Below are 22,258 nucleotides of genomic sequence, written 5' to 3' on the forward strand. Positions count from 1 at the left end.
CGTGCAACCGGATGCGGGCCGGGAACCGGCAGCGGGGGTCGGGGCGGGGCAGTCCGGCTCAGGAACCGGAGGTGACCCGGTAGGCGTCGAACACCCCGTCGACCTTGCGGACCGCGTTGAGCAGGTGGCCCAGGTGCTTCGGGTCGGCCATCTCGAAGGAGAACCGGCTGACCGCCACCCGGTCCCGGGTGGTGGTGACCGTCGCGGAGAGAATGTTCACCCGTTCCTCGGAGAGCACCCGGGTCACGTCGGCCAGCAGCTTGTGCCGGTCCAGCGCCTCCACCTGGATGGCGACCAGGAACGTCGACGCCGAGGTCAGTCTCCAGGTGACCTCGACCAGCCGCTCCTCCTGCACCCGCAGGTCCTCGGCGTTGACGCAGTCGTCGCGGTGCACGCTCACCCCGCCGGAGCGGGTGACGAAGCCGAACACCGTGTCCGGCGGCACCGGAGTGCAGCAGCGGGCCAGCTTGATCCAGACGTCGTCGACCCCTCGGACGACCACGCCGGGGTCGGTACCGGAGTGGCGGATCCGGTGCGGCCGGGTCGGCACCGCCGTCTCGGCGAGGTCCTCCGCAGCCCCTTCCTCACCACCAAGGCTGGCCATCAGCCGCTGGACGACCGACTGTGCCGAGACCTGGCTGTCACCGACGGCGGCGTAGAGCGACGCCACGTCCGCCAGGTGCAGGTCGCGGGCGATCGCCATCAGCGAGTCGGTGGTGAGCATCCGCTGCAGCGGCACGCCCTGCTTGCGCATCGCCTTGGCGATCGCGTCCTTGCCGGTCTCGATCGCCTCTTCGCGGCGTTCCTTGTTGAAGTACTGCCTGATCTTGGTGCGGGCGCGGGGGCTCTTGACGAAGCCCAGCCAGTCCTGGGTGGGGCCGGCGGTCGCCGACTTCGACGTGAAGATCTCGATCACGTCGCCGTTGGACAGGGTCGACTCCAGCGGCACCAGTTTGCCGTTGACCCGGGCCCCGATGCACTTGTGCCCGACCTCGGTGTGCACCGCGTAGGCGAAGTCGACCGGGGTCGACCCGGTCGGCAACGGGATGACGTCACCCTTGGGGGTGAAGACGTACACCTCCTGGCTGGACAGGTCGAAACGCAGCGCGTCGAGGAACTCGCTCGGGTCGCTCGCCTCCCGCTGCCAGTCCAGCAGCTGCCGTAGCCAGGTCATCTCGTCGATGTGGGCCGGCGGGCCGACGACGGTCGCGCCCTTGAGCTCCTTGTACTTCCAGTGCGCGGCGATGCCGAACTCGGCGGTGCGGTGCATCGCGTACGTGCGGATCTGCATCTCGACCGGCTTGCCGGTCGGCCCGATGACCGTGGTGTGCAGCGACTGGTACATGTTGAACTTCGGCATCGCGATGTAGTCCTTGAACCGGCCGGGAACCGGCTGCCAGTTCGCGTGGATCACACCGAGGGCGGCGTAGCAGTCCCGGACCGTGTCGACCAGGATGCGTACGCCGACGAGGTCGTAGATGTCGTTGAAGTCGCGCCCCCGCACGATCATCTTCTGGTAGATCGAGTAGAGGTGCTTCGGGCGGCCGGTCACCTCCGCCTTGATCTTGGCGGCCCGCAGGTCGACCTGGACCTTCTGAGTCACCTTGCGCAGCTGGGTGTCCCGCTGCGGCTGGTGCTCGCCGATCAGCCGGTTGATCTCCTCGTACCGCTTCGGGAACAGCGTGCCGAAGGCCAGATCCTCCAGCTCCCACTTGACCGTGTTCATGCCAAGCCGGTGGGCCAGCGGCGCCAGGATCTCCAACGTCTCCTTGGCCTTCTGCTCCTGCTTGGCCTTGGGCAGGAAGGTCAGGGTGCGCATGTTGTGCAGCCGGTCGGCCAGCTTGATCACCAGAACCCGCGGGTCCTTCGCCATCGCCACGACCATCTTGCGGATCGTCTCGGCCTTGGCCGCGTCGCCGAGTTTGACCCGGTCGAGCTTTGTCACCCCGTCCACCAGCAGCGCGACCTCGCCGCCGAAGTCCACCCGCATCTGCTCCAGCGGGTAGCCGGTGTCCTCGATCGTGTCGTGCAGCAGCGCGGCGACCAGGGTCGTGGTGTCCATGCCGAGGTTCGCGAGGATCGTCGCGACCGCCAGCGGATGGGTGATGTACGGGTCCCCGGACTTGCGGAACTGCCCGGAGTGCCACTTCGAGGCGACGTCGAACGCGCGCTGCAGGTCTTTCGGGTCCGCCTTCGGGTGACTCTGCCGGTGCGTGGCGATCAACGGCTCCAGCACCTCGGGAATGTGCGGCGTCTGCCAGGGCGCGTTGAACCTGGCCAGCCGGGCCCGCACCCGCCGCCCGGTCGGCGCGCCGGAGAAGCCGAACCCGTTACCGACCGGCTCCGCCGCCGCACTGGCCGGGACACCCGCACCGACGCCGTTGACGGCCTCCACCGGGTGTCCGTTCGGGCCGGCGGCCGCGCCGCTACCGGTGGCCGCGCCGTGCGCGGTCGGAGCCGCCCCGTTGCCCGGCGTCACCGGCGGCGTCGCCGCGCCATTGGCCATGCCCGAAGTCGGGTCGACCTCGCCAGTCGGCTGCACAGTGCCCTCCACGGAAGGGGTGACGTCGTAGGACACCGGCCTCCCTCACCTCTGCCGGATGTGAGCCGACCGTATCCGGCCGGACCGCTGCCGCGCTAGCCAGGGGGAACCGCCCCTGACTGACAGGGACCGCAATATTACCCGTCCGGCCTGTGCCACGCCCGCCAGCCGGGCCGGTCGTGACGAACGGATCACCGTACGCGGGGGAAGGTCACACCCGCCACAGCGCGTGCACCGGACGGGGTGCCAGCCGTTCCCGACCGGCCAGGAACCCCAGCTCCAACAGTACGGTGAAGCCGGACACCGTACCGCCGGCGCGCTCCACCAGGTCGAGAGTCGCCCCGGCGGTCCCGCCGGTGGCGAGCACGTCGTCGACGACCAGGACCCGCTGGCCGGCGGTGAAGGCGTCCTGGTGCACCTCCAGGACCGCTTCGCCGTACTCCAACGCGTACGCGGCGGCGAAGGACGCGCGGGGCAGTTTGCCGGCCTTACGGACCGGCACCACGCCGGTGCCGGTGGCGTAGGCGATCGCCGCGGCGAGCACGAAGCCGCGCGCCTCGATGCCGGCGACCACGTCGAACGATTCCGCCCCGTGGTGGGCGATGATGCCGTCGACCACCTCACGGAAGACCGGACCGTCGGCGAACAGCGGCATCAGGTCCTTGAACACGATGCCGGGCTTGGGAAAATCGGGTACGTCGAGCACTCGGCTGGCCACCAGTGCGGCAGCCTCGGGTCCGCTGTCCCCGATGACAGCCGACGGGGTCTGCGTCACCTGCGTCCCTTTCCTCACGGATCGTCCCGCGTGGTGGGCGGTACGGGCAACCTTGCGGGATCCACTGGTGTGCCCGTACCGGCCGATATGACTACCTCTGATACGTCTGTCGCTACCTCTGATACGTCAGCGACGCTTCGCGCCGCTGGGTCGCTTCCGGTTCCCGCCGCCACCCGGGCGACCGCCCCGGCCGCCGGACTGACGCTTGCCGGCGGGCCTCGCACCGGCCTTGGGCGCGGCACCGGCGAGCGCCTCGTCGGCCTGGGCGTCGGTGGCGGTGTCGGCGACGGCCGCCTCTTCCCCGGTGGCCGCCTCGGTACGCGCGGCGGTCCGACGGGCCGGCCCGCGCTCGGCCAACGAGGCCCGCTTGGCCTGCACCCGCTGGGCGTGCAGCTTGTACTTGGGCTCCTGCTCCTTGAACACCGTCACCAGCGGTGAGGAAACGAAGATCGACACGAAGAAGGCCGCGCCCATACCGACGAAGAGCACCAGACCCAGGTCCTTGAGCGTGCCGGCGCCGAGCAGACCGGCCCCGATGAACAGCAGACCACCGACCGGCAGCAGCGCCACGATCGAGGTGTTGATCGACCGCATCAGGGTCTGGTTGACAGCGAGGTTCGCCGCCTCCCCGTAGGTCTGGTTGCTGCCGCCGGTGACGCCCCGGGTGTTCTCCTGGATCTTGTCGAAGACCACGACGACGTCGTACAGCGCGAAGCCGAGGATCGTCAGGAACCCGATGATCGTCGACGGGGTGACCTCGAAGCCGGACGCCGAGTAGATGCCGGCGGTCAGCACCAGGTCGATCACCAGGCCGATGACCGCCGCGATCGCCATCCGCGCCTCGAAGCGCAGCACCAGGTAGATGGTGACCAGCACCATGAAGACCAGCAGGCCCAGCAGCGCCCGCTGGGTGACCTGGCCACCCCAGGCACCGCTGACCCGGCTGTCGCTGATCGCGTCCTGCTCGATACCGAGCCGCTCGGCCAGCCCCTGCTTGAACGCCTCGGTCTGCGCGGAGTCGAGCTCGCCGGTGCGGAACAGGTAGGTGGTGCCGCCGACCTCCTGACCGGAGACAACTTCCAGTGGCTCGGCGGTGTCCAGCTCGGCGAGTTCGGCGTCGAGGGCGTCCTCGGCCTCCAGCAGGGTGCCGACGCTCGACGGCACCTGGAACTCGTTGCCGCCCCGGAAGTCGATGCCGAGGTTGAAGCCCCGGATCGCGACGCTGGCGATCGCCAGCACGAGGAGGACTGCGGCGATCGTGAACCAGGTGTTGCGCCGCGGAATGATCGGGAGATTGGCCTCACCCCGGTAGAGGCGTCCAGCGAATCCGCTGCTCATCTCAGGCCTCCTTGACGCGCGGGTTGCGGATCGGGGTCTCGTCCTCGGTCTTCACCGCGCGGCCGAGGCCACTGACCCGGGGCGACAGGAACGCCTTGGTCCGGGCCAGCATGGACATGATCGGGTGCCGGAAGAGGAAGACCACGACCAGGTCGAGGACGGTGGCGAGGCCGAGGGCGAAGGCGAAGCCCTTCACCGTACCGACCGAGACGATGTAGAGCACCACGGCGGCCATCAGGGTGATCGCGTTGGCCGAGATGATCGTCCGCCGGGCCCGGATCCAGGCCCGGGGTACGGCGCTGCGCGGGCTCCTGCCCTCGCGTATCTCGTCCTTGAGGCGTTCGAAGTACAGCACGAACGAGTCGGCCGCCACACCCAGCGAGACGATCAGACCGGCGATGCCGGCCAGGGTGAGGGTGAAGCCGATCTGCCGGCCGAGCACCACCAGCGCGCCGAAGACCAGCAGCGCCGACAGGATCAGGCTGAGGAAGATGACGATGCCGAGCATCCGGTAGTAGAAGAACGAGTAGACCGCGACCAGCAGCATGCCGATGCCGGCGGCCAGCAGGCCGGCCCGCAGGTGTTCGGTGCCCAACGTGGCGGAGATGCTCTGCGCCTCCTGCGGCTCGAAGGTCAGCGGCAGGGCACCGTAGCGCAGGTTGCTGGCCAGCTCGTTGGCGGTGGCGCCGGTGAAGTCACCGGTGATCTGCGAGTCGCCGGTGAGCACGCCCTGGATCTCCGGTGAGGAGATCACCTCGTTGTCGAGTACGACCGCGACCCGGCACTTGCCGTCCTGACCGAGCGCGCTGGCCTCGCACTGCTGGTCGGTGTTGTTGAACGCCTCGCGGGTCAGCTCGGTCCAGGCCCGCTGCCCGGAGCCGGTGAAGTTGAGGCTGACCACCCACTGGCCGGTGGTCTGGTCCACCACGCCACTGGCGTCGCTGACGTCGGTGCCGACCACCTTGGCCTCGTCGAGGAAGTACTTGATCAGTCCTTCGCAGGCGACGACCTGCTGCGACTCGTCCCGGATCGAGCCGGCCTGGCGCAGCGCCAGCTTGTCGCAGGTCACGTACGGCACGTTGTACTGCACGGTGGCCGGCAGCACCCGTACCTCTGCCGGGGTGAGCTCGCTGAACGGGGCGAGCGTGTCGGCCAACGACGGGTCGGCGCTGAAGTCGGCCGGGGCCTGCAGGCCGGTCGCGGCGGACCAGGCGCCCTCGCCCACCTTGGCCTGGACGGCGGCCAGGTCGGCCGGGCCGTCGTCGGTGGCGTCGGGGGCCGGCGTCGCCGACGGGCTGGTCTCGGCGCTGGGGCTGGGGTCGGGCGACGCGCTCGGGTCCGGCTGGGCCATTCCGCCCTCGCCGCCGGCCGACGGGCTGGCCTCGGCCTCGGCCTCGGGGGACGCCGCCGGGTCCGGCGACGGGGAGTCGCCCGGTGCCGGCGACTCGCCGCCCTCGGCTGCCTCGCTCGGGCTCGGGCTGGCCTGCGGCTGCGCCGGCTCGCCGCCGTCGGTCGCCTTGAGCACCTTGCGGAAGCGCAGCTCAGCGGCGTTGCCGATCTCGGTAAGGTCGCGGTTCTGGCCGGGCAGCGACACGACGATGTTGCGGTCGCCCTCGGTCACCACCTCCGCCTCGGACACGCCGAGGCTGTTGACCCGGTTCTCGATGATGTCGCGGGCCTGCTCCAGCGAGGCGGCCGGCGGCGCGCTGCCGTCCTCGGTGGTGGCCTCCAGGGTGACCCGGGTGCCGCCGATCAGGTCAAGGCCGAGTTTCGGCTCGAGCCGGTCCTGCCAACTGCCGCTCGCTCCGGCAAAGAACACCAGAAGGTAGAGGACGGCGAAGATGAGCCCGAGAGCGGCGAGCTGCCGCCCGGGGCGCATCTGTCCCTGAGGTGGTGCCACGGCGGTCCTGTCTCCCTGCGCAGTTCGGCCGCTGTGCACCGGGGCGGCAGCGGTTGACGCCACCGGTGGACGCGGCGGTGGGGTGGTCGTCCTACCGGCGGCGACCGCCCGTCGGGGCGACCGTGACCGGCAACACAACGATCAGTATCTTCGATGTAACGAAAGCGCGCTGACCCGGGGTGGGTCAATCCTTGGTCGGCACCTCGTCCGGCGTGACCGACTCGGTCACCGCCGGCGTGTCGGTCTTCTGCACGACGCGGGCGATCGCCGGTCGGGCGTACCGGGCGTGCACGCCGGGCGACACCTCCAGCATCACGGTCTCGTCGTCCATGCTCGAGACGGTGCCGTACAGGCCGCCGATCGTGACCACCTCGTCGCCGGGGCCGATCGACGACTGCATCTGCTCGGCTTCCTTGCGGCGCTTCTGCTGTGGCCGGATCATCATGAAGTACATGACGCCGAAGAGCAGGGCGATCATCAGAATCGGCATGAAGCTGGCGCCGCCAGCAGCGCCGTCTTGTGCCAAGAGCACAACAACAACCTTTCCGTCAGCCACCCGCAGGGCCGGTACGCTCTGCGGAGGCAGGATCTCACGTGCCGTACAGACCGCGGCGAGTCTAGTCGGTGTGACTGAGAACCCAGCGCGCGGCACTGATCACGTTCAGATCACGAGATAATCTAAGCCTCAAAGTTGAATAAATCCGGCTTATCCGCCACGGTGCCACGGGTGGATCCGGTCCCGGAGCCAGGCCCGCCGAGCGCACCCGGCGGCGGCACCCGGCCCAGATGACGCCACGCCGCCTCGGTCGCCACCCGCCCCCTCGGCGTACGGGCCAGCAGCCCCGCGCGCACCAGGAACGGCTCGCACACCTCCTCGACGGTGTCCGGCTGCTCCCCCACCGCCACCGCCAGGGTCGACAACCCGACCGGGCCGCCACCGAACGAGCCGATCAGCGCGCCCAGCACCGCCCGGTCCAGTCGGTCCAGACCGAGCTCGTCGACGTCGTACACGGTCAACGCCGCCCGCGCCGTCTCCCGGTCGACCACCCCGGCCCCACGGACCTCGGCGTAGTCGCGGACCCGGCGCAGCAGCCGGTTCGCGATCCGGGGCGTCCCCCGCGACCGGCCGGCGATCTCCACCGCGCCGTCCGGGGTGATCGGCACCGACAGGATGCCGGCGGACCGGCGCAGCAGCACCTCCAGCTCGGCCGGCTCGTAGAAGTCCAGATGCGCGACGAACCCGAACCGGTCCCGCATCGGACCGGTCAACAGGCCCGCCCGGGTGGTCGCGCCGACCAGGGTGAACGGCTCCACGTCCAGCGGGATCGCCGTCGCACCCGGCCCCTTGCCGACCACCACGTCGACCCGGAAGTCCTCCATCGCGCTGTAGAGCAGCTCTTCCGCCGGCTTGGCGATCCGGTGGATCTCGTCGATGAAGAGCACGTCGCCCTCGGCCAGGCTGGTCAGGATCGCGGCCAGGTCACCGGAACGCTCGATCGCCGGGCCGCTGGTCACCCGGATCCCCGCACCCAGCTCGGCCGCGACGATGTTGGCCAGCGTCGTCTTGCCCAGCCCCGGCGGCCCGCTGAGCAGGATGTGGTCCGGCGGCGTACCCCGGCCCATCGCCCCCTTCAACAGCAGGTCCAGCTGGTCACGGACCCGGTGCTGGGCGATGAACTCGGCCAGCCGGCGCGGTCGGACGCTGACCTCGGCGTCGCGTTCGGCGTCGCTGGCGTACGCCGACACCAGCCCGTCGACCTCCTCGCTCACCTGCTCCTACCCTCGTCGCTCACCGGGTCCTGCCCAGCAGCCTGATTGCCTGCTTGAGCAGCACCGGGACCGGCGGCGGCGGGCCGTCCAGGCTCTCCGCCACGGCGGCCACCGCCTGGTCGGCCTGCCCGGCGGTCCAGCCCAGCCCGACCAACGCCTGCCGGACCTGTTCCGGCCACGCCCCGGCGGTCACCCCGGCCGCGCCGTCGGCACCGACCGGCACCGGCCCGACCCGGTCCCGCAACTCCAGCACCAGCCGCTCGGCGCCCTTCTTGCCGATCCCCGGCACCCGAGTGAGCGCCGCCGTGTCGGCATTCGCGATCGCCTTGCGCACCGCGTCCGGGGTGAGCACCGACAGCACCGCCTGCGCCAGCCGGGGCCCGACCCCGCTGGCCGTCTGCAGCAGCTCGAACAGCTGCTTCTCGTCGTCGTCGGCGAAGCCGTACAGGGTGAGCGAGTCCTCCCGGACCACCAGGCTGGTGGCCAGCCGGGCCGGGCCGCCGGGCCGCAGGTTGGCCAGGGTGCCCGGGGCACAGTGCACCGCCAGACCGACCCCGCCGACCTCGATCACCGCACTGTCCGGCGCGACCGCCAGCACCACCCCGCGCAGACTCGCGATCATCGGGCACCTCCGCTCCGGGCCGCCCGCTGTGCGGCGGCCAGCCGGTCATGCGTACCACCTCGCCAGATGTGGCAGATCGCCAGGGCGAGCGCGTCGGCGGCGTCCGCCGGGCGCGGTGGGCGGTCCAGCCGCAGCAGCCGGGTGACCATCGCGGTCACCTGGGCCTTGTCGGCCTGGCCGGAACCGGTCACCGCCGCCTTCACCTCACTCGGGGTGTAGGTCCGCACCGGCAGCCCGGCCCGCGCGCCGGCCAGCACGGCCACCGCGCTGGCCTGCGCGGTGCCCATCACGGTACGCACGTTGTGCTGGCTGAACACCCGCTCGACCGCCACGCTGCGCGGCTGATGCTCGGCGACCAGGGCGGTCAGCCGCTCGTCGAGGTGCAGCAGTCGGTCCGGCAGGTCGTCGCCCGGGTCGGTCTGCACCACGTGGTACGCGACCAGCCGGCACGGCCGACCCGGCACGCCTTCCACCACGCCGACCCCGCACCTGGTCAGGCCAGGGTCGACCCCGAGCACCCGCACCGCCGATCCTCCCCCAGCCGACACCGCCGCCACACGTACGTGTGTTCGACACCCTAGCCAACCAGCGGCGGGCCGGGACAGCCGACACGCGTACCGGAGCCACCCGGCCGGTACGTCAGTTCAGCTGCACGTCGATAACCGCGTTCTGGCTCAGGTCGACCGCGTACTCCAGACGCAGGCCGGTGGTGCCGGCGGGGACCTCGAACGGGACGTACCCCTCGACCGAATCACCGGGGGCGAGGGTGACCGCGTCCGGGGCTTCCCCGACCTCGGCGTCGTAGAAGGACGGGGCGTAGGTTTCGTCCGACTCGTCGAGGAGGAAGAACTGCACGACGTTCGACTCCCAGGGTTCGGCGTCGATGTTCTCGATCTTCACCTGGAGGTACAGCACCTCGTTGCCCTCGCCGACCTCCCACAGTGGGGAGCCTGCGGCGGAGGTGCCGAACGATTCGACGGTGAGCCTGCGCCCGTTGAGTTCCTCGGTGAACGGGAGTGGATCCGCCGCGGTGCTGGTGTCACCGCCGGCATCGGCGCCGTCGGCCGGTTCGTCGGCCTGCGACGGCGCCGCTGTTTCCTCGACGCTCGACGACGGCGTCCCCTCCGTCGATGAACAGCCTGTGGCGATGAGCCCGAGTACGCCGAGCACGGCGATCTGGGCAACTGCGGTACCGAGTTTCCTGTTGGCCATCGTGTCCTCATTTCCGGCTCTGTTGCGACTGGATCTGCGCACCCGAACCACGACAGTGGAGAGCCGCCGGCTCAGGTGATCTTTGACGTCCCCGTGACGCTAGGAGACGTTGTCAAACCGCGCGGCACCGAGCGGCAGACAGCCGTGGCCACGATCGCGTAGCCCAGCAGCGAGGGCGTGCAGCGCAAGACTCCGGTCTCGACCAGTTGGTCTCACCGGTCGAGTCCATCGAGGCGGTCGAGGTGGAAGCCACCGGAGGCGGCGATCTCCTGCAGGTCAGCCAGTGCTCGTCGCCGCCGTTCGCGGCTTACTCTCACCACCTGCCGGAGAGCGTCGGTCACCGTCTCCCGCTCCGTGGTCGTGCCCAACGCGGCAGCGGCTTCCGTCAACAGGTCCTCATCAAGATGCAGGTGCGTCGCGGCCATGGACATCTCCTAGGGGATGGTTCTCCGCTCGGCCGGCAGGTGCACGTTGTGCCCGTGCCGGCTCTCGGGACCCAACAGTGCTCCGACGGCTTGATGCCACAGGTGCATCAAGATGCACCTGTGGCATCAGGCTCAACAAGTGCTAGGCCCCGGGGGCGTTCAGCTGGGACCCGGAAGCCTTGGGTCCCGAGGAGGGACAGGGGAAACGATGGGACTGCCCGCCGCGAGTCGCTCGCGGCAGTAGGCGCACACCGGGGCGGGCGTCCTGATGACCGCCCCGGGCTGGCGCAACGCGTCGCGGTACGCCCGCACGCTGGTGATGCTGCCGTGCCGCCGTGGGTCGTCGCTGACCTCCCGACCGTAGAGCGTCACCCACGAGAACCACTCCGGGGACGGCCATACCTCCTCAACCCGGAGCCGGACCGGGCGATCGGCGTCCACGTGGTCACACTGCCGCAGCGCCACGAGATCCCCGGGGCACACCAGAGCTTCGTCGTCAGTCATCGTCCGATGCTCCGTACGACTCGGCGGACTCGTCACGGCCGTCGTGCGGGTAGCCGGCGGTCATCAACCCGGAGAGATGCAGTACGGCGCGAATCCGCCGGGCATTACTCGGGTCCCAGCGGTCCAGGATGGCGATCGCCCTCAGAAACGGCCGGCAGGGTCCGGGTACGCCGCCGCACCGATGGCATTCCCCGGTGGTCCGGTTCGGGATGTGGGTGCGGGCGGTCGAGTTCGCGTCGTGGACCGCCCGGGACAGTTCCGGGGACCGGGCGGCCACCGAGGACTCTGCCGACCTGGGCGGAGCGGGCGGGCAAGCATCCGCGCGCTCCGCGCTCGACGTGTCGTTCGGGTCGTGTTGGAAAGATCGATATCGCTCGAGGCGTGGTTCACCACCGATTCCGTCGTTCCTGATCATCCGTACCCCCTCGGGTGGAGTCGACCGGGTTGCACTTCCGTCGATTTCCACCCTGGACTGTTCCCGGCAGTGGGCGGAAGATGGATTCGGCCATTGCCCGACGATGGCACACCTGTCGACCGACCATTCGGGGTGATAATCGTGAATGACCTACCTTCCCTGCCGGCTCGCCTGCGCGAGTTACGGACCAGCCGGAAGATGGCTCAGGACCGGCTCGCGGCGGCGATCGGCGTATCGAAGTCCCTGGTGCAGCAGTTCGAGTCGGGGAAGCTGGTGCCGCAGGAGGGCACAGCGGAACGCCTGGACGGGTTCTTCGGCACCGGAAACGAGATCCAACGGGCGGCCAAGGACGCGCGGGAGGACCGGCAGCCCTGGCTGCGCTCCTGGTTCGACCAAGAGCGCCGGGCGACCTTGCTGCGCAGCTGGGCACCGATGCTGGTGCCGGGGCTGTTGCAGTGCGAGTCGTACATGCGCGAGGTCTTCTCGGCCGTGCCGTCGAACGCCGGCAAGGTCGACGCACTGGTCGCCAAGCGGCGGGAACGCCAGGCGGCGACGATCGACCGGGACGACCCGGTGGGGCTGTCGGCGATCATCGGCGAGGTGGTGCTGCGGCGTGGGCCGAGCGAGGTGCTGATGGACCAGCTCGGGCACCTGGTGGACGTCGGCCATCGGCCGCATGTCCGCATCCGGGTGATCCCGGCCGAGTCGGAGGGCATCCACGTCGGGCTCTCCGGAGCGTTCGTGATCGCCAACCTGCCGGACGGCCGGCGATCGGGCCATCTCGATGACCAACTGACCGGCCACGCGCCGACCACCCGTGGCGACCTCGGACACCTGGAGCTAGCCTGGGAGGAGATTGACGCGCTGGCCCTGCCCGTGGTCCAGTCCCGAGACCTGATCCTGAGGACGCTGAATGAACACAGATGAGCCACGCTGGCGCAAGAGCACCCGCAGCAACGGCACCGGCGACTGCGTCGAGGTCGCAGACAACCTTCCCGGCCGCGTCCACGTCCGGGACACCAAGAACCGCGACGGCGGCACCCTGACCTTCCACCCGACCGCCTGGTCGCGTTTCGTCGAGGTGACAAAGACGCACAGCTGAATCCGCGTACGGACGGACAACAAGAGCCCTGGACCCACCTGGATGGGTCCGGGGCTCTTGGCACGCCGCTCAAGTGATCCGCTCCTGCCCATTGCTGCACGACATACTGTCCGCGAATTTCAGGGTGCGGATCACTAGCAGCCGATGATTACTAGGAGGCGAGCTGGCCCGTCAGCTCCACTGCGACACTACCCCCCAGTGCGGTGTCCTCGTCATCGATAGCCAGAGTCTTGGACAGGGTGTTGGGAAAGATTGCGAATGAATCCACACGCACGACGTAAGTTCCAGGCTCCTGGAGCCAGAAACGTGCAACTCCCGAGCCATCGGTTTGACCCGACATAGATATTTCCGGACCGGAGACCATTATTACATCGGATTCCGGCAGCGGCAGCAAGTAGCACCTACTGGCACTACTCGGACAGTGTTCAGCCTGAACCCTCAGAACGAGCTCGGCACCAGCGGGCCGAGCTAACGTGCACGCATAGGTCGCTGAACCGCTTACGAGAACCGCGAGAACCGAAGCCAGGGTGAGCAGTCTACGCCTTGCTCGGAGAAGCACATTAACGGCAACCCCTCTCTCTCGAATCCTTGCTGTCGAGTAGCCGGATGGAGTTTCACCCTCCGGCTACTCGCTGGGCTTCTGACAGTCCGAGGGATAGCTAGGGCGGTGAACGACGCCCGGTCAGCCGACGGCGGCCATGATCTCGTCGGAGACGTCGAAGTTCGCGTAGACGTTCTGCACGTCGTCGCAGTCCTCCAGGACGTCGATCAGCTTGAAGATCCGCCGGGCACCGTCCTCGTCCAGCGGCACGTTCATGCTCGGCACCAGGGACGACTCGGCGGACTCGTAGTCGATGCCGGCGTCGACCAACGCGGTGCGCACCGCGACCAGGTCACCTGGCTCGCTGACCACCTCGAAGGCCTCGCCAAGGTCGTTGACCTCCTCGGCACCGGCGTCGAGCACCGCGAGCATGACGTCGTCCTCGGAGTGCTCGCCCTTGGGCACGATCACCACGCCCTTGCGGGAGAACAGGTACGACACCGAGCCGGCGTCGGCCAGCGAACCGCCGTTACGGGTCAGCGCGGTACGCACCTCGGTCGCCGCCCGGTTGCGGTTGTCGGTCAGGCACTCGACGAGCAGGGCGACACCGTTCGGCCCGTACCCCTCGTACATGATCGTCTGCCAGTCGGCGCCGCCGGCCTCCAGGCCGGAGCCGCGCTTGACCGCGCGGTCGATGTTGTCGTTGGGTACGGAGCTCTTCTTCGCCTTCTGGATGGCGTCGTACAGGGTGGGGTTGCCGGCCGGGTCACCCCCGCCGGTCCGGGCGGCGACCTCGACGTTCTTGATCAGTTTGGCGAACATCTTGCCGCGTTTGGCGTCGATGACCGCCTTCTTGTGCTTGGTCGTCGCCCACTTGGAGTGGCCGGACATGTGCACCTCCGTCGCTTCCCACCTGCGGGGTCAGCCTGCCGCGACGGCCATCTCCACGAACAGTCGGTGCACCCGACCGTCGCCGGTCAGCTCTGGGTGGAAGGCCGTGGCGAGCAGATTGCCCTGCCGAACCGCGACAATCCTACCTGTGGCCGCTCCGGCGGCTACCCGGCCCAGCACCTCGACGTCCTCGCCGACCCGTTCGACCCACGGCGCGCGGATGAAAACCGCGTGGAACGGCGGGCCGTCGACACCGTCGATGACCACCGGCGCCTCGAAGGAATCCACCTGCCGGCCGAACGCGTTGCGCCGCACCGCCATCGAGATGCCGGCGAAGGACAGCTGGTCGGGCCGGCCGTCGAGGATCTCGTCGGCCAGCATGATCATGCCGGCGCAGGACCCGTACACCGGCATGCCGGCGGCGATCCGCTTGCGGATCGGCTCCAGCAGGTCGAACTCGACCGCCAGTTTGCTGATCGTGGTCGACTCGCCGCCGGGCACCACCAAGGCGTCGACCTGCTCCAGCTCCTCGGGGCGACGGACCGGGCGGGCGGTGGCACCGCATTCGGTCAGCGCCCGCAGGTGCTCGCGGACGTCGCCCTGCAGGGCGAGGACCCCGACCCGCACCCCGCTGTCGGTGCTCACCAGCCGCGCTCGGCGAGCCGGTGCGGCACGGGAATGTCGTCGACGTTGATGCCGACCATCGCGTCGCCGAGGCCCCGGGACACCTTCGCGAGCACGTCCGGGTCGTCGTAGAAGGTGGTGGCCTTGACGATCGCCGCCGCCCGCTGGGCGGGGTTGCCGGACTTGAAGATGCCCGAGCCGACGAAGACCCCTTCGGCGCCGAGCTGCATCATCATCGCGGCGTCCGCCGGGGTGGCGATCCCGCCGGCGGTGAACATCACCACCGGCAGCTTCCCGGTCTCGGCGACCTCCTTGACCAGGTCGTACGGTGCCTGCATCTCCTTGGCGGCGACGTACAGCTCGTCGGGTGACAGGGAGGTGATCCGGCGGATCTCACCGCCGATGCGCCGCATGTGGGTCGTGGCGTTGGAGACGTCGCCGGTGCCCGCCTCGCCCTTGGAGCGGATCATCGCCGCGCCCTCGGTGATCCGGCGCAGCGCCTCGCCGAGGTTGGTCGCACCGCAGACGAACGGGACGGTGAAGGCCCACTTGTCGATGTGGTTGGCGTAGTCGGCCGGGGTGAGCACCTCGGACTCGTCGACGTAGTCGACGCCGAGGGCCTGCAGCACCTGCGCTTCGACGAAGTGTCCGATCCGGGCCTTGGCCATCACCGGGATGGAGACGGCCGCGATGATGCCGTCGATCATGTCGGGGTCGCTCATCCGGGACACCCCGCCCTGGGCGCGGATGTCGGCCGGGACCCGTTCGAGGGCCATCACCGCGACCGCGCCGGCATCCTCGGCGATCTTGGCCTGCTCGGGCGTGACCACGTCCATGATCACCCCGCCCTTGAGCATCTCGGCCATGCCGCGCTTGACCCGGGCGGAGCCGGTCACAGCAGCGCCGGGAGCAGAGCTGGCGGCGGTGCCGGAAACGGGCGTGGTGGTGGCCGCGGTGGCGGACGGGTCGACGGTCTCGGACACGGCGGATCGGCTCCTCGGCGACGGTACGGAGAGGGACGTTGCCGATGCTACGCCCGCCGACAGGGTCCACCGACAGCCAATCGACAAGCCGGTGGCCTGCCCTGTGGCCTACCTCACGGCGGTGTCGGCCTACCTGACGGCGGTGTCGCCGCCACCGCGTACCGCCGGCGACGACGACAGATCCGGATCCCGGGTCAACGTCGGGTCGTCGATGTCGAAGTACCGGGGCTCGTCGTGGCGTCGACCAAAACGCAGCAACCGCACCAGCGGACGCCGCCGGGCCAGCAACGCGTCCCGGACCAGATCGGTGTGCAGCTGGCGGGCCAGCACCAGCCGCCGACTCGCCACCACCACCGCCTCGGTCGCCGGGTCGTCGCCGACCAGCGCGGTCGCCCGCAACTGCCGGGTCAGGTCGTTCTCCGCCGCCTCACGCTCCTCCGGGGAGGCCGCGTCGAGGGCGATCCGGGCCGCCGCGTACAGCTCGACGCCGTACTTCTCCTCGGCGAGCACGGCGGCCGCCGCCGCCCGGCGCAGCAGGTGGGCGTCGAGCGCGCGGGCGGCGGCCGCCACCCGTACGTGCAGCCGGTCGACCCGGGCCGCCGTCCAGGTGAGGTACGCCGACGCCAGCACGACCGCGACACTCACACCGACCACCCACCACATTCCCGGCATCGTAGTGCCGCCCGTGGGTACGCCGTGGTCCCGCTCACCGTGGCTCCGCCCACTCCTGGTACAGCACCCGGCCGTCGGTGGCCTCGATCGCTGCCGCGTACACCTCCAGCACCCGGCGAGCCACCGCCGGCCAGTCGAAGCCCGCCACCACCTGCCGGGCGTGCGCGGCCAACGCCGACCGGCGGGGCTCGTCGTCGAGCAGATCGGTGACCGCCCGGCCCATGGCCACCGCGTCGCCGGTGGGGAACAGTTCCCCCGCCCGACCGCCGTCGAGCACCCGGCGGAAGGCGTCCAGGTCACTGGCGACGACCGCCGCCCCCGCCGCCATCGCCTCGGTCAGGATCATCCCGAACGACTCACCCCCGGTGTTGGGCGCCACGTACAGATCCACGCTGCGCAGCATCCGGGCCTTGTCGGACTCCGACACCAGCCCGAGAAACGTGACCCGGTCGTGCAGTTCATCGGGGATGTCCGCGTACAGGTCGGCGGGCCGGCCCGGACCGGCCACCAGCAGCCGCAGGCCCGGCCGGTGCGGTGCCATCGTCACGAACGCCCGGCGCAGCAGCCCGAAGCCCTTGCGCGGCTCGGTGAACCGGCCCAGAAAACCCAGGGTGCCGCCGCTGCCGGGCGCGCACTCGCCGGGCCAGCCGGGCAGCGGTTCGGCGTCGGCGAACTTGGCCACCGCCACCCCGTTGGGGATCTCCACCGCTCCCCCGTCGAGGTGTTCGACCTGCACCTTGCGGGCCAGCGCCGACACGGCGATCCGGGCGGTGATCTTCTCCAGCACCAGCTGCAACATGCCCTGGGCCGCCGCCAGCGCCCGCGAGCGGGTCATCGCCGTGTGGAAGGTCGCCACCACCGGGCCCCGGGCGCAGAGCACCGCCAGCAGGCTGACGCTCAACGCGAACGGCTCGTGCACGTGCAGGACGTCGAACTCGCCCCGGTTGAGCCAGCGCCGGACCCGGGTGGTCACCACCGGCCCGAAGCTGACCCGGGCCACCGAACCGTTGTACGGCACCGGCACCGACCGCCCGACGGCCACCACGTACGGCGGCAGGTCCGCGTCCTCGTCCGCCGGGGCCAGCACGCTGACCTCGTGGCCGAGACCGATCAGCGCCTCAGCGAGATCGATGACGTGGTTCTGCACCCCACCGGGAACATCCAGGGAGTACGGACACACGATGCCGACCCGCACGCTGGCCTCCACTCATCCCGGCCCGGCGACGCCGGTGCCCGAGCGGCCACGGTCGGTGCCCGGCTGCCCGTCCAGCCAGAGCCGCTGCATCATGTGCCAGTCCTGCGGGTGCCGAGCGATGCCGGCGGCCATCCGGTCGGCGACCTGCTGAGTGAGCCGGCGTACCCGCTCGTCCAGCGAGCCCGACGCCGGGTCGGGCAGCGGCAGCGGACCCTCCAGGGCCCCGCGCGCCCGGTCCGGTTCGAACCACATAGCGCTGACGTACAAGGGGGCGCCGGTGCGCAGCGCCAGCAGGGCCGGCCCGGCGGGCATCCGGGTCCGACCGCCGAAGAACGTCACCTCCACGCCCCGCGCGGACAGGTCCCGGTCGGCCAGCAGCGGCACCACGTGACCCTGCCCGATCCGGTCCAGCAGGACGTCGAAGGGTGGACGCGGGCCGCCCGTGGCCGGGACGATCTCCATGCCGAGGCGTTCACGCGCAGCCACGAACCGGTCGTAGACGCCCTCGGGGCGCAGCCGCTCGGCGACCGTGGTCAGCGGCCAGCCGTTCGCCGCCACCCAGGCGCCCGCCGCGTCCCAGTTGCCGGCGTGCGGCAACGCCACCACCGAACCCTGCCCGGCCGCCACGTTCTCGGCCAGCATCTGCGACCCGGCCAGGTCGAACGCGGCGAGCCGCTGCTGGCGGCTCAACGACGGCAGCCGGAACATCTCCATCCAGTAGCGGGCGTAGGAACGTACGGCGTCGCGCAGCAGCAGGTCGAACTCGGCCGCCGGCAGGTCGGGCCCGACCACCCGGCGCAGATTGTCCGCGAGCCGACGTACCGCCGGCCCGCCGCGCCGGTGGGCGCGGTCGGCACCGGCGCGGAACAGGGCCGCCGCCGCCGGCCGGGGCATCGCCCGGACCGCCCGCCAGGCCGCCGCGTAGCCGAACTCGACCGGGGTCACGCGTCGACGCCCTGCGCCGAGCGCGCCAGCTCGGCGCTCTGCCGGTGGACGTGGACGATCCGCTGCCAGACGGTCACCAACGACAGCGCGGCGAGCAGCCACAGCGCCGCCGGCAGCCCCCAGCTGACCCCGAGGCCGCTGAGCAGGCCCCCGATCCCGACCAGGATCAGCCGTTCGGCGCGTTCGGCGATACCGACGTTGCAACTCATGCCGAGGCCCTCGGCGCGCGCCTTCACATAGGAGACGATGCCGCCCGCGACGAGGCAAATCAAGGCGGCGACGGCTCCGGGCCGATTGCCGCTGACGGCGAGCCAGTACGCCACCGAGGCGAAGATCGCCCCGTCGGCGACCCGGTCCATGCTCGAATCCAGGAACGCCCCGAAGGTGCTGGACCCACCGCGCAGCCTGGCCATGGTGCCGTCGAGCACGTCGGTCAACGCCGACAGGGTCACGATCACCAGACCGGTGATCAGGTGCCCCCGGGCACCGAAGCCGATCGCGCCGACGAGCACACCGACGGTGCCGGCGACCGTGACCGCGTTCGGCGGGATCCCGACACTGAGCAGTCCGCGGGCTACCGGCTCGATCACCCGGGTGATGCCCGCGCGGACGGACACTCTGAAGATCTTCGCCATGGCGGTCCCACGATAACGGTCGGTGGAAACGGGCGGCACGGTGGCCGTGGACACGGCCCGGACTCGGTCGCCGCGCGCCGGCTCTGTCTACGGCGCGTCGCCGCGCGCCGGACTTGTGTACGGCGCGTCGCGGGTGTGGGATCGACTCGTGAACGTGAGTGAGCTCGCCCGGGCACCGCTCACGTTACCGAGCGGGCCCCCACCGCCCGACGACGTCGCCGCGGAATCACCCCCCGGTCATCCGGCGGCGCAGTCGTCACCCGTCACGGAGCACGGCTCCCGCCCCACGCACGCAGTCAGCCAGGAGGTGCGCACGTCATGGCGCAGAAGAACCACGATCGCAGCGGCTCCGGGGCCGGCACAGCGGTGACCGATCCGGACCGCATCCGTAACGTCGTCGTCGTCGGGCACTCCGGATCGGGTAAGACCACCCTGGTCGAGGCGCTGCTGGCCGCCTCCGGCGTGATCGGCCGGGCCGGCACCGTACCGGACGGCACCACGGTGTGCGACCACGATCCGGCCGCCGTACGCCAGCAACGCTCGGTCGCTCTGACCTGCGCCCCACTGGTCCACCGGGAGGTGAAGGTCAACCTGCTGGACACCCCCGGGTACGCCGACTTCGTCGGTGAGCTGCGCGCCGGGCTACGGGCCGCCGACGCGGCGCTGTTCGTGGTCAGCGCCGCCGACGGGATGGACGCGGCCACCGCAGCGCTGTGGGAGGAGTGCGCGGCGGTGGAGATGCCACGCGCGGTGGCGATCAGCCGGCTGGACCACCCCCGGGCGGATGTCGACGAGGCGGTGGCGCTGTGCCAACGGGTATTCGGCGACAACGTGCTGCCGCTGCACCTGCCGATGCTGGCCGACGACGGGGTGCAGATCATCGGGCTGCTGGACCTGCTCGCCTGCCAGGTCCTGGACTACTCGGCCGGTCACCCGCCGCAGGTGCGGCCGCCGGACCCGGAGCACCTGCCGGCGATCACCGAGGCCCGCAACGAGCTGGTCGAAGGGATCATCGCCGAGAGCGAGGACGAGACCCTGCTCGACCGGTACCTCGGCGGTGAACAGCTCGACCCGAAGATGCTCGTCGACGATCTGGAGACGGCAGTGGCGCGGGGGCACTTCTACCCGGTGCTGCCGGTCTGCGCGCACACCGGCGTGGGGCTCGACGCGCTGCTGTGGCTGCTGACCGCCGCGTTCCCGACCCCGGCCGAGCACCCGTTGCCGGCGGTGACCGGAGTGGACGGATCCCCCCGGCCGCCGCTGCGCTGCGACCCGGCCGGCCCGCTGGTCGCCGAAGTGGTCCGGACCACCGTGGACCGGCACCTCGGCCGGGTGTCGCTGGTGCGGGTCTTCTCCGGCACGCTGAGCCCGGACCGGCGGGTACACGTCGCCGGGCACGGGCTGGCCGACCGCGGTCACCCCGATCACGACGCCGACGAACGACTGGCGCACGTCTACCGTCCACTGGGGGCGCAGCTGCAGGAGGTGCCGTTCTGCGTCGCCGGTGACATCTGCGCGATCGCCAAGTCGGGCAGCGCGGAGACCGGCGACACCATCTCCGCCGCCGACGATCCCCTGCTGGTCGAGCCCTGGCAGATGCCCGAACCGCTGCTACCGGTGGCGGTGGTGGCGGCGAGCCGGGCCGACGAGGACACCCTGTCGCGCAACCTGGGCCGGCTGGTCGCCGGCGACCCCACGCTGCGGCTGGAGCGCAACGCCGAGACCCAACAGCTGGTCCTGTGGTGCATGGGTGAGGCGCACGCCGACGTGGTGCTGGACCGGCTACGCGGCGGCGGCGTCGAGTTGACCACCGAACCGGTCCGGGTGCCGCTGCGGGAGACGTTCACCGTGGCGGCCCGGGGGCACGGCAGGCACGTGAAGCAGTCCGGCGGGCACGGCCAGTACGCCGTCTGCGACATCGAGGTCGAGCCGCTGCCGCCGGGCAGTGGTGTCGAGTTCGTCGACCGGGTGGTTGGTGGCGCTGTGCCGCACCAGTACATCCCGTCGGTGGAGAAAGGGATCCGGGCCCAACTGAGCCGGGGCGTCGTCGCCGGTCACCCGGTGGTGGACCTGCGGATCACCCTGGTCGACGGCAAGGCGCATCCGGTGGACTCCTCCGACGCGGCGTTCCAGACCGCTGGCGCGCTCGCGCTGCGCGACGCGGCGACGACCGGGCGGCCGGTGCTGCTGGAACCGGTGGACGATGTCGCGGTGACGGTGCCGAACGGGTTCGTCGGCGCGGTGCTCGGCGACCTGGCTGGGCGACGTGCCAAGGTGCTGGGTACGACGCCGACCGACGACGACACCGACCGGACGGTGGTCCGGGCCGAGGTGCCGGCGACCGAACTACTGCGGTACGCGGTGGAGCTGCGCTCGATGACCAGTGGGGCCGGCACCTTCAGCCGGGCGTTCGCGCACTACGAGCCCGCCCCCGCCAGCTGACCCGCCCCCACTCCACCGACGATCTTGCAGTTATCGAGAGCTTTTGTCGGAATTGTCCAACGATAAGTGCAAGATCGTCGGGGCAGGGCGGGCGGGGGGCAGGGCGGGCGCGGGGTGGGCGGGAGCAGGGTCAGCTGGTTGGCCAGGCCTCGGCGAACAGGTCGCGGGTGTCGGCCAGCAACTGCGGCAGCACCTTCGTCCGGCCGATCACCGGCATGAAGTTGGCGTCGCCACCCCACCGGGGCACCACGTGCTGGTGCAGGTGGGCGGCGATGCCGGCACCGGCCACCGACCCCTGGTTCATGCCGATGTTGAACCCGTGGGCGCTGCTGACCCGCCGGACCATCCGCATCGCCGTCTGGGTGAAGGCGGCCAGCTCGGCGGTCTCCGCCGTGTCCAGCTGCGGATAGTCGGCGACGTGCCGGTACGGGCAGATCATCAGGTGACCCGGGTTGTACGGATAGAGGTTGAGCACGGCGAAGACCCGCTCACCCCGGGCCACCACCAGACTCTGCTCGGCGGGACGCTGCGGTGCCAGACAAAATGGGCAGCCGCCGGGGGCGTCGTAGCCGCCGTCGGGACGGTCCGCACCGGAGATGTACGCCATCCGGTGCGGCGTCCAGAGTCGTTCGAGGCCATCCGGCCCGGGTTGCCCGGTCGCGCCAGTCACCTCGTGATCCTACGGGCTCGGCACGACAAGACGACCGCCCCGGCGACGCGGGCAG

23 protein-coding genes are annotated in these 22,258 nt (G+C 70.6%); 3 read left to right on the top strand and 20 right to left on the bottom strand.

The window, feature by feature from the left end; translation table 11 throughout:
* Positions 1-58: 58 nt before the first annotated feature.
* The 12 genes from O7608_RS23220 to O7608_RS23275 form a co-directional block, all read right to left on the bottom strand.
* Entirely contained in the window at positions 59-2,578 is a 2,520-nt protein-coding gene (locus O7608_RS23220; RefSeq protein ID WP_289206602.1) for a RelA/SpoT family protein, read from the bottom strand.
* Between the two features lie 175 nt (positions 2,579-2,753).
* Complete coding sequence (locus O7608_RS23225) at positions 2,754-3,317, bottom strand: adenine phosphoribosyltransferase (protein WP_289206603.1); 564 nt, start codon at positions 3,315-3,317, stop codon at positions 2,754-2,756.
* Between the two features lie 126 nt (positions 3,318-3,443).
* Positions 3,444-4,655, bottom strand: coding sequence for a protein translocase subunit SecF (secF, locus tag O7608_RS23230; RefSeq protein WP_289206604.1), 1,212 nt, complete (start codon positions 4,653-4,655; stop codon positions 3,444-3,446).
* 1 nt (position 4,656) lies between these two features.
* Positions 4,657-6,555 carry a protein translocase subunit SecD gene (secD, locus tag O7608_RS23235; protein ID WP_289206605.1) on the bottom strand — a complete coding sequence of 633 codons (1,899 nt, stop codon included), beginning with the start codon at positions 6,553-6,555 and terminating at the stop codon, positions 4,657-4,659.
* A gap of 184 nt (positions 6,556-6,739) precedes the next feature.
* On the bottom strand, positions 6,740-7,087 hold the full coding sequence (gene yajC, locus O7608_RS23240) for a preprotein translocase subunit YajC (RefSeq protein ID WP_289206606.1): 348 nt from the start codon (positions 7,085-7,087) through the stop codon (positions 6,740-6,742).
* A 146-nt stretch (positions 7,088-7,233) separates the two neighbouring features.
* Positions 7,234-8,325, bottom strand: coding sequence for a Holliday junction branch migration DNA helicase RuvB (ruvB, locus tag O7608_RS23245; protein WP_289206607.1), 1,092 nt, complete (start codon positions 8,323-8,325; stop codon positions 7,234-7,236).
* Between the two features lie 19 nt (positions 8,326-8,344).
* Positions 8,345-8,947, bottom strand: coding sequence for a Holliday junction branch migration protein RuvA (gene ruvA / locus O7608_RS23250; RefSeq protein WP_289206608.1), 603 nt, complete (start codon positions 8,945-8,947; stop codon positions 8,345-8,347).
* Entirely contained in the window at positions 8,944-9,471 is a 528-nt protein-coding gene (gene ruvC / locus O7608_RS23255) for a crossover junction endodeoxyribonuclease RuvC (protein WP_289206609.1), read from the bottom strand. Before ruvC ends, ruvA begins: the two co-directional genes overlap by 4 nt.
* Positions 9,472-9,586: 115 nt before the next feature.
* A complete protein-coding gene (locus tag O7608_RS23260; RefSeq protein WP_289206610.1) occupies positions 9,587-10,159 on the bottom strand; it encodes a DUF4352 domain-containing protein in 573 nt (190 codons plus the stop codon).
* 212 nt (positions 10,160-10,371) lie between these two features.
* A complete protein-coding gene (locus O7608_RS23265) occupies positions 10,372-10,584 on the bottom strand; it encodes a type II toxin-antitoxin system VapB family antitoxin (RefSeq protein ID WP_281554480.1) in 213 nt (70 codons plus the stop codon).
* A gap of 159 nt (positions 10,585-10,743) precedes the next feature.
* Positions 10,744-11,088 carry a hypothetical protein gene (locus tag O7608_RS23270; RefSeq protein ID WP_289206611.1) on the bottom strand — a complete coding sequence of 115 codons (345 nt, stop codon included), beginning with the start codon at positions 11,086-11,088 and terminating at the stop codon, positions 10,744-10,746.
* Complete coding sequence (locus O7608_RS23275; RefSeq protein WP_289206612.1) at positions 11,081-11,365, bottom strand: hypothetical protein; 285 nt, start codon at positions 11,363-11,365, stop codon at positions 11,081-11,083. Before O7608_RS23275 ends, O7608_RS23270 begins: the two co-directional genes overlap by 8 nt.
* Before the next feature lie 75 nt (positions 11,366-11,440).
* Here O7608_RS23275 and O7608_RS23280 point away from each other — a divergent pair, with 75 nt between their 5' ends.
* Together O7608_RS23280 and O7608_RS23285 are read left to right on the top strand one after the other, a co-directional pair.
* Positions 11,441-12,430: a helix-turn-helix domain-containing protein gene (locus tag O7608_RS23280; protein ID WP_289206613.1), complete on the top strand. Its 990-nt coding sequence runs from the start codon at positions 11,441-11,443 to the stop codon at positions 12,428-12,430.
* Positions 12,417-12,605: a DUF397 domain-containing protein gene (locus tag O7608_RS23285; RefSeq protein ID WP_282230377.1), complete on the top strand. Its 189-nt coding sequence runs from the start codon at positions 12,417-12,419 to the stop codon at positions 12,603-12,605. Before O7608_RS23280 ends, O7608_RS23285 begins: the two co-directional genes overlap by 14 nt.
* Before the next feature lie 682 nt (positions 12,606-13,287).
* Here O7608_RS23285 and O7608_RS23290 read toward each other — a convergent pair.
* From O7608_RS23290 to pgsA, 7 genes are all read right to left on the bottom strand, one after another.
* Complete coding sequence (locus tag O7608_RS23290; RefSeq protein ID WP_123601103.1) at positions 13,288-14,037, bottom strand: YebC/PmpR family DNA-binding transcriptional regulator; 750 nt, start codon at positions 14,035-14,037, stop codon at positions 13,288-13,290.
* Between the two features lie 30 nt (positions 14,038-14,067).
* A complete protein-coding gene (pdxT, locus tag O7608_RS23295) occupies positions 14,068-14,664 on the bottom strand; it encodes a pyridoxal 5'-phosphate synthase glutaminase subunit PdxT (RefSeq protein WP_281555546.1) in 597 nt (198 codons plus the stop codon).
* A 14-nt stretch (positions 14,665-14,678) separates the two neighbouring features.
* Positions 14,679-15,557, bottom strand: coding sequence for a pyridoxal 5'-phosphate synthase lyase subunit PdxS (gene pdxS / locus O7608_RS23300; protein ID WP_289211004.1), 879 nt, complete (start codon positions 15,555-15,557; stop codon positions 14,679-14,681).
* Between the two features lie 216 nt (positions 15,558-15,773).
* Positions 15,774-16,307, bottom strand: a complete 534-nt coding sequence (locus tag O7608_RS23305; protein ID WP_289206614.1) for a hypothetical protein — start codon at positions 16,305-16,307, stop codon at positions 15,774-15,776.
* A 43-nt stretch (positions 16,308-16,350) separates the two neighbouring features.
* Positions 16,351-17,511 (bottom strand): glycosyltransferase family 4 protein, encoded by a 1,161-nt coding sequence (locus O7608_RS23310; protein ID WP_289206615.1) that lies wholly within the window; start codon positions 17,509-17,511, stop codon positions 16,351-16,353.
* Between the two features lie 12 nt (positions 17,512-17,523).
* A complete protein-coding gene (locus O7608_RS23315) occupies positions 17,524-18,456 on the bottom strand; it encodes a phosphatidylinositol mannoside acyltransferase (RefSeq protein ID WP_289206616.1) in 933 nt (310 codons plus the stop codon).
* Positions 18,453-19,091, bottom strand: coding sequence for a phosphatidylinositol phosphate synthase (gene pgsA, locus O7608_RS23320; protein WP_289206617.1), 639 nt, complete (start codon positions 19,089-19,091; stop codon positions 18,453-18,455). The genes O7608_RS23315 and pgsA overlap by 4 nt, the downstream gene beginning before the upstream one ends.
* 318 nt (positions 19,092-19,409) lie before the next feature.
* On the opposite strand from pgsA, the gene O7608_RS23325 reads away from it, so the two are divergent.
* Positions 19,410-21,533: an elongation factor G-like protein EF-G2 gene (locus tag O7608_RS23325; RefSeq protein ID WP_289206618.1), complete on the top strand. Its 2,124-nt coding sequence runs from the start codon at positions 19,410-19,412 to the stop codon at positions 21,531-21,533.
* Between the two features lie 130 nt (positions 21,534-21,663).
* Here the strand turns inward: O7608_RS23325 and O7608_RS23330 are convergent, their stop codons facing one another.
* A complete protein-coding gene (locus O7608_RS23330; protein ID WP_421356976.1) occupies positions 21,664-22,203 on the bottom strand; it encodes an HIT family protein in 540 nt (179 codons plus the stop codon).
* Positions 22,204-22,258 lie beyond the last annotated feature (55 nt).

Origin of the sequence: Solwaraspora sp. WMMA2056, assembly GCF_030345095.1 — a bacterium.
Lineage (GTDB): Bacteria > Actinomycetota > Actinomycetes > Mycobacteriales > Micromonosporaceae > Micromonospora_E.

Coding starts and splice junctions, on each gene's coding strand:
- secF (WP_289206604.1), bottom strand. CDS start 4,655: ATGAGCAGCGGATTCGCTGGACGCCTCTACCGGGGTGAGGCCAATCTC.
- ruvA (WP_289206608.1), bottom strand. CDS start 8,947: ATGATCGCGAGTCTGCGCGGGGTGGTGCTGGCGGTCGCGCCGGACAGT.
- O7608_RS23260 (WP_289206610.1), bottom strand. CDS start 10,159: ATGGCCAACAGGAAACTCGGTACCGCAGTTGCCCAGATCGCCGTGCTC.
- O7608_RS23265 (WP_281554480.1), bottom strand. CDS start 10,584: ATGGCCGCGACGCACCTGCATCTTGATGAGGACCTGTTGACGGAAGCC.
- O7608_RS23270 (WP_289206611.1), bottom strand. CDS start 11,088: ATGACTGACGACGAAGCTCTGGTGTGCCCCGGGGATCTCGTGGCGCTG.
- O7608_RS23285 (WP_282230377.1), top strand. CDS start 12,417: ATGAACACAGATGAGCCACGCTGGCGCAAGAGCACCCGCAGCAACGGC.
- O7608_RS23290 (WP_123601103.1), bottom strand. CDS start 14,037: ATGTCCGGCCACTCCAAGTGGGCGACGACCAAGCACAAGAAGGCGGTC.
- O7608_RS23305 (WP_289206614.1), bottom strand. CDS start 16,307: ATGTGGTGGGTGGTCGGTGTGAGTGTCGCGGTCGTGCTGGCGTCGGCG.
- pgsA (WP_289206617.1), bottom strand. CDS start 19,091: ATGGCGAAGATCTTCAGAGTGTCCGTCCGCGCGGGCATCACCCGGGTG.
- O7608_RS23325 (WP_289206618.1), top strand. CDS start 19,410: ATGGCGCAGAAGAACCACGATCGCAGCGGCTCCGGGGCCGGCACAGCG.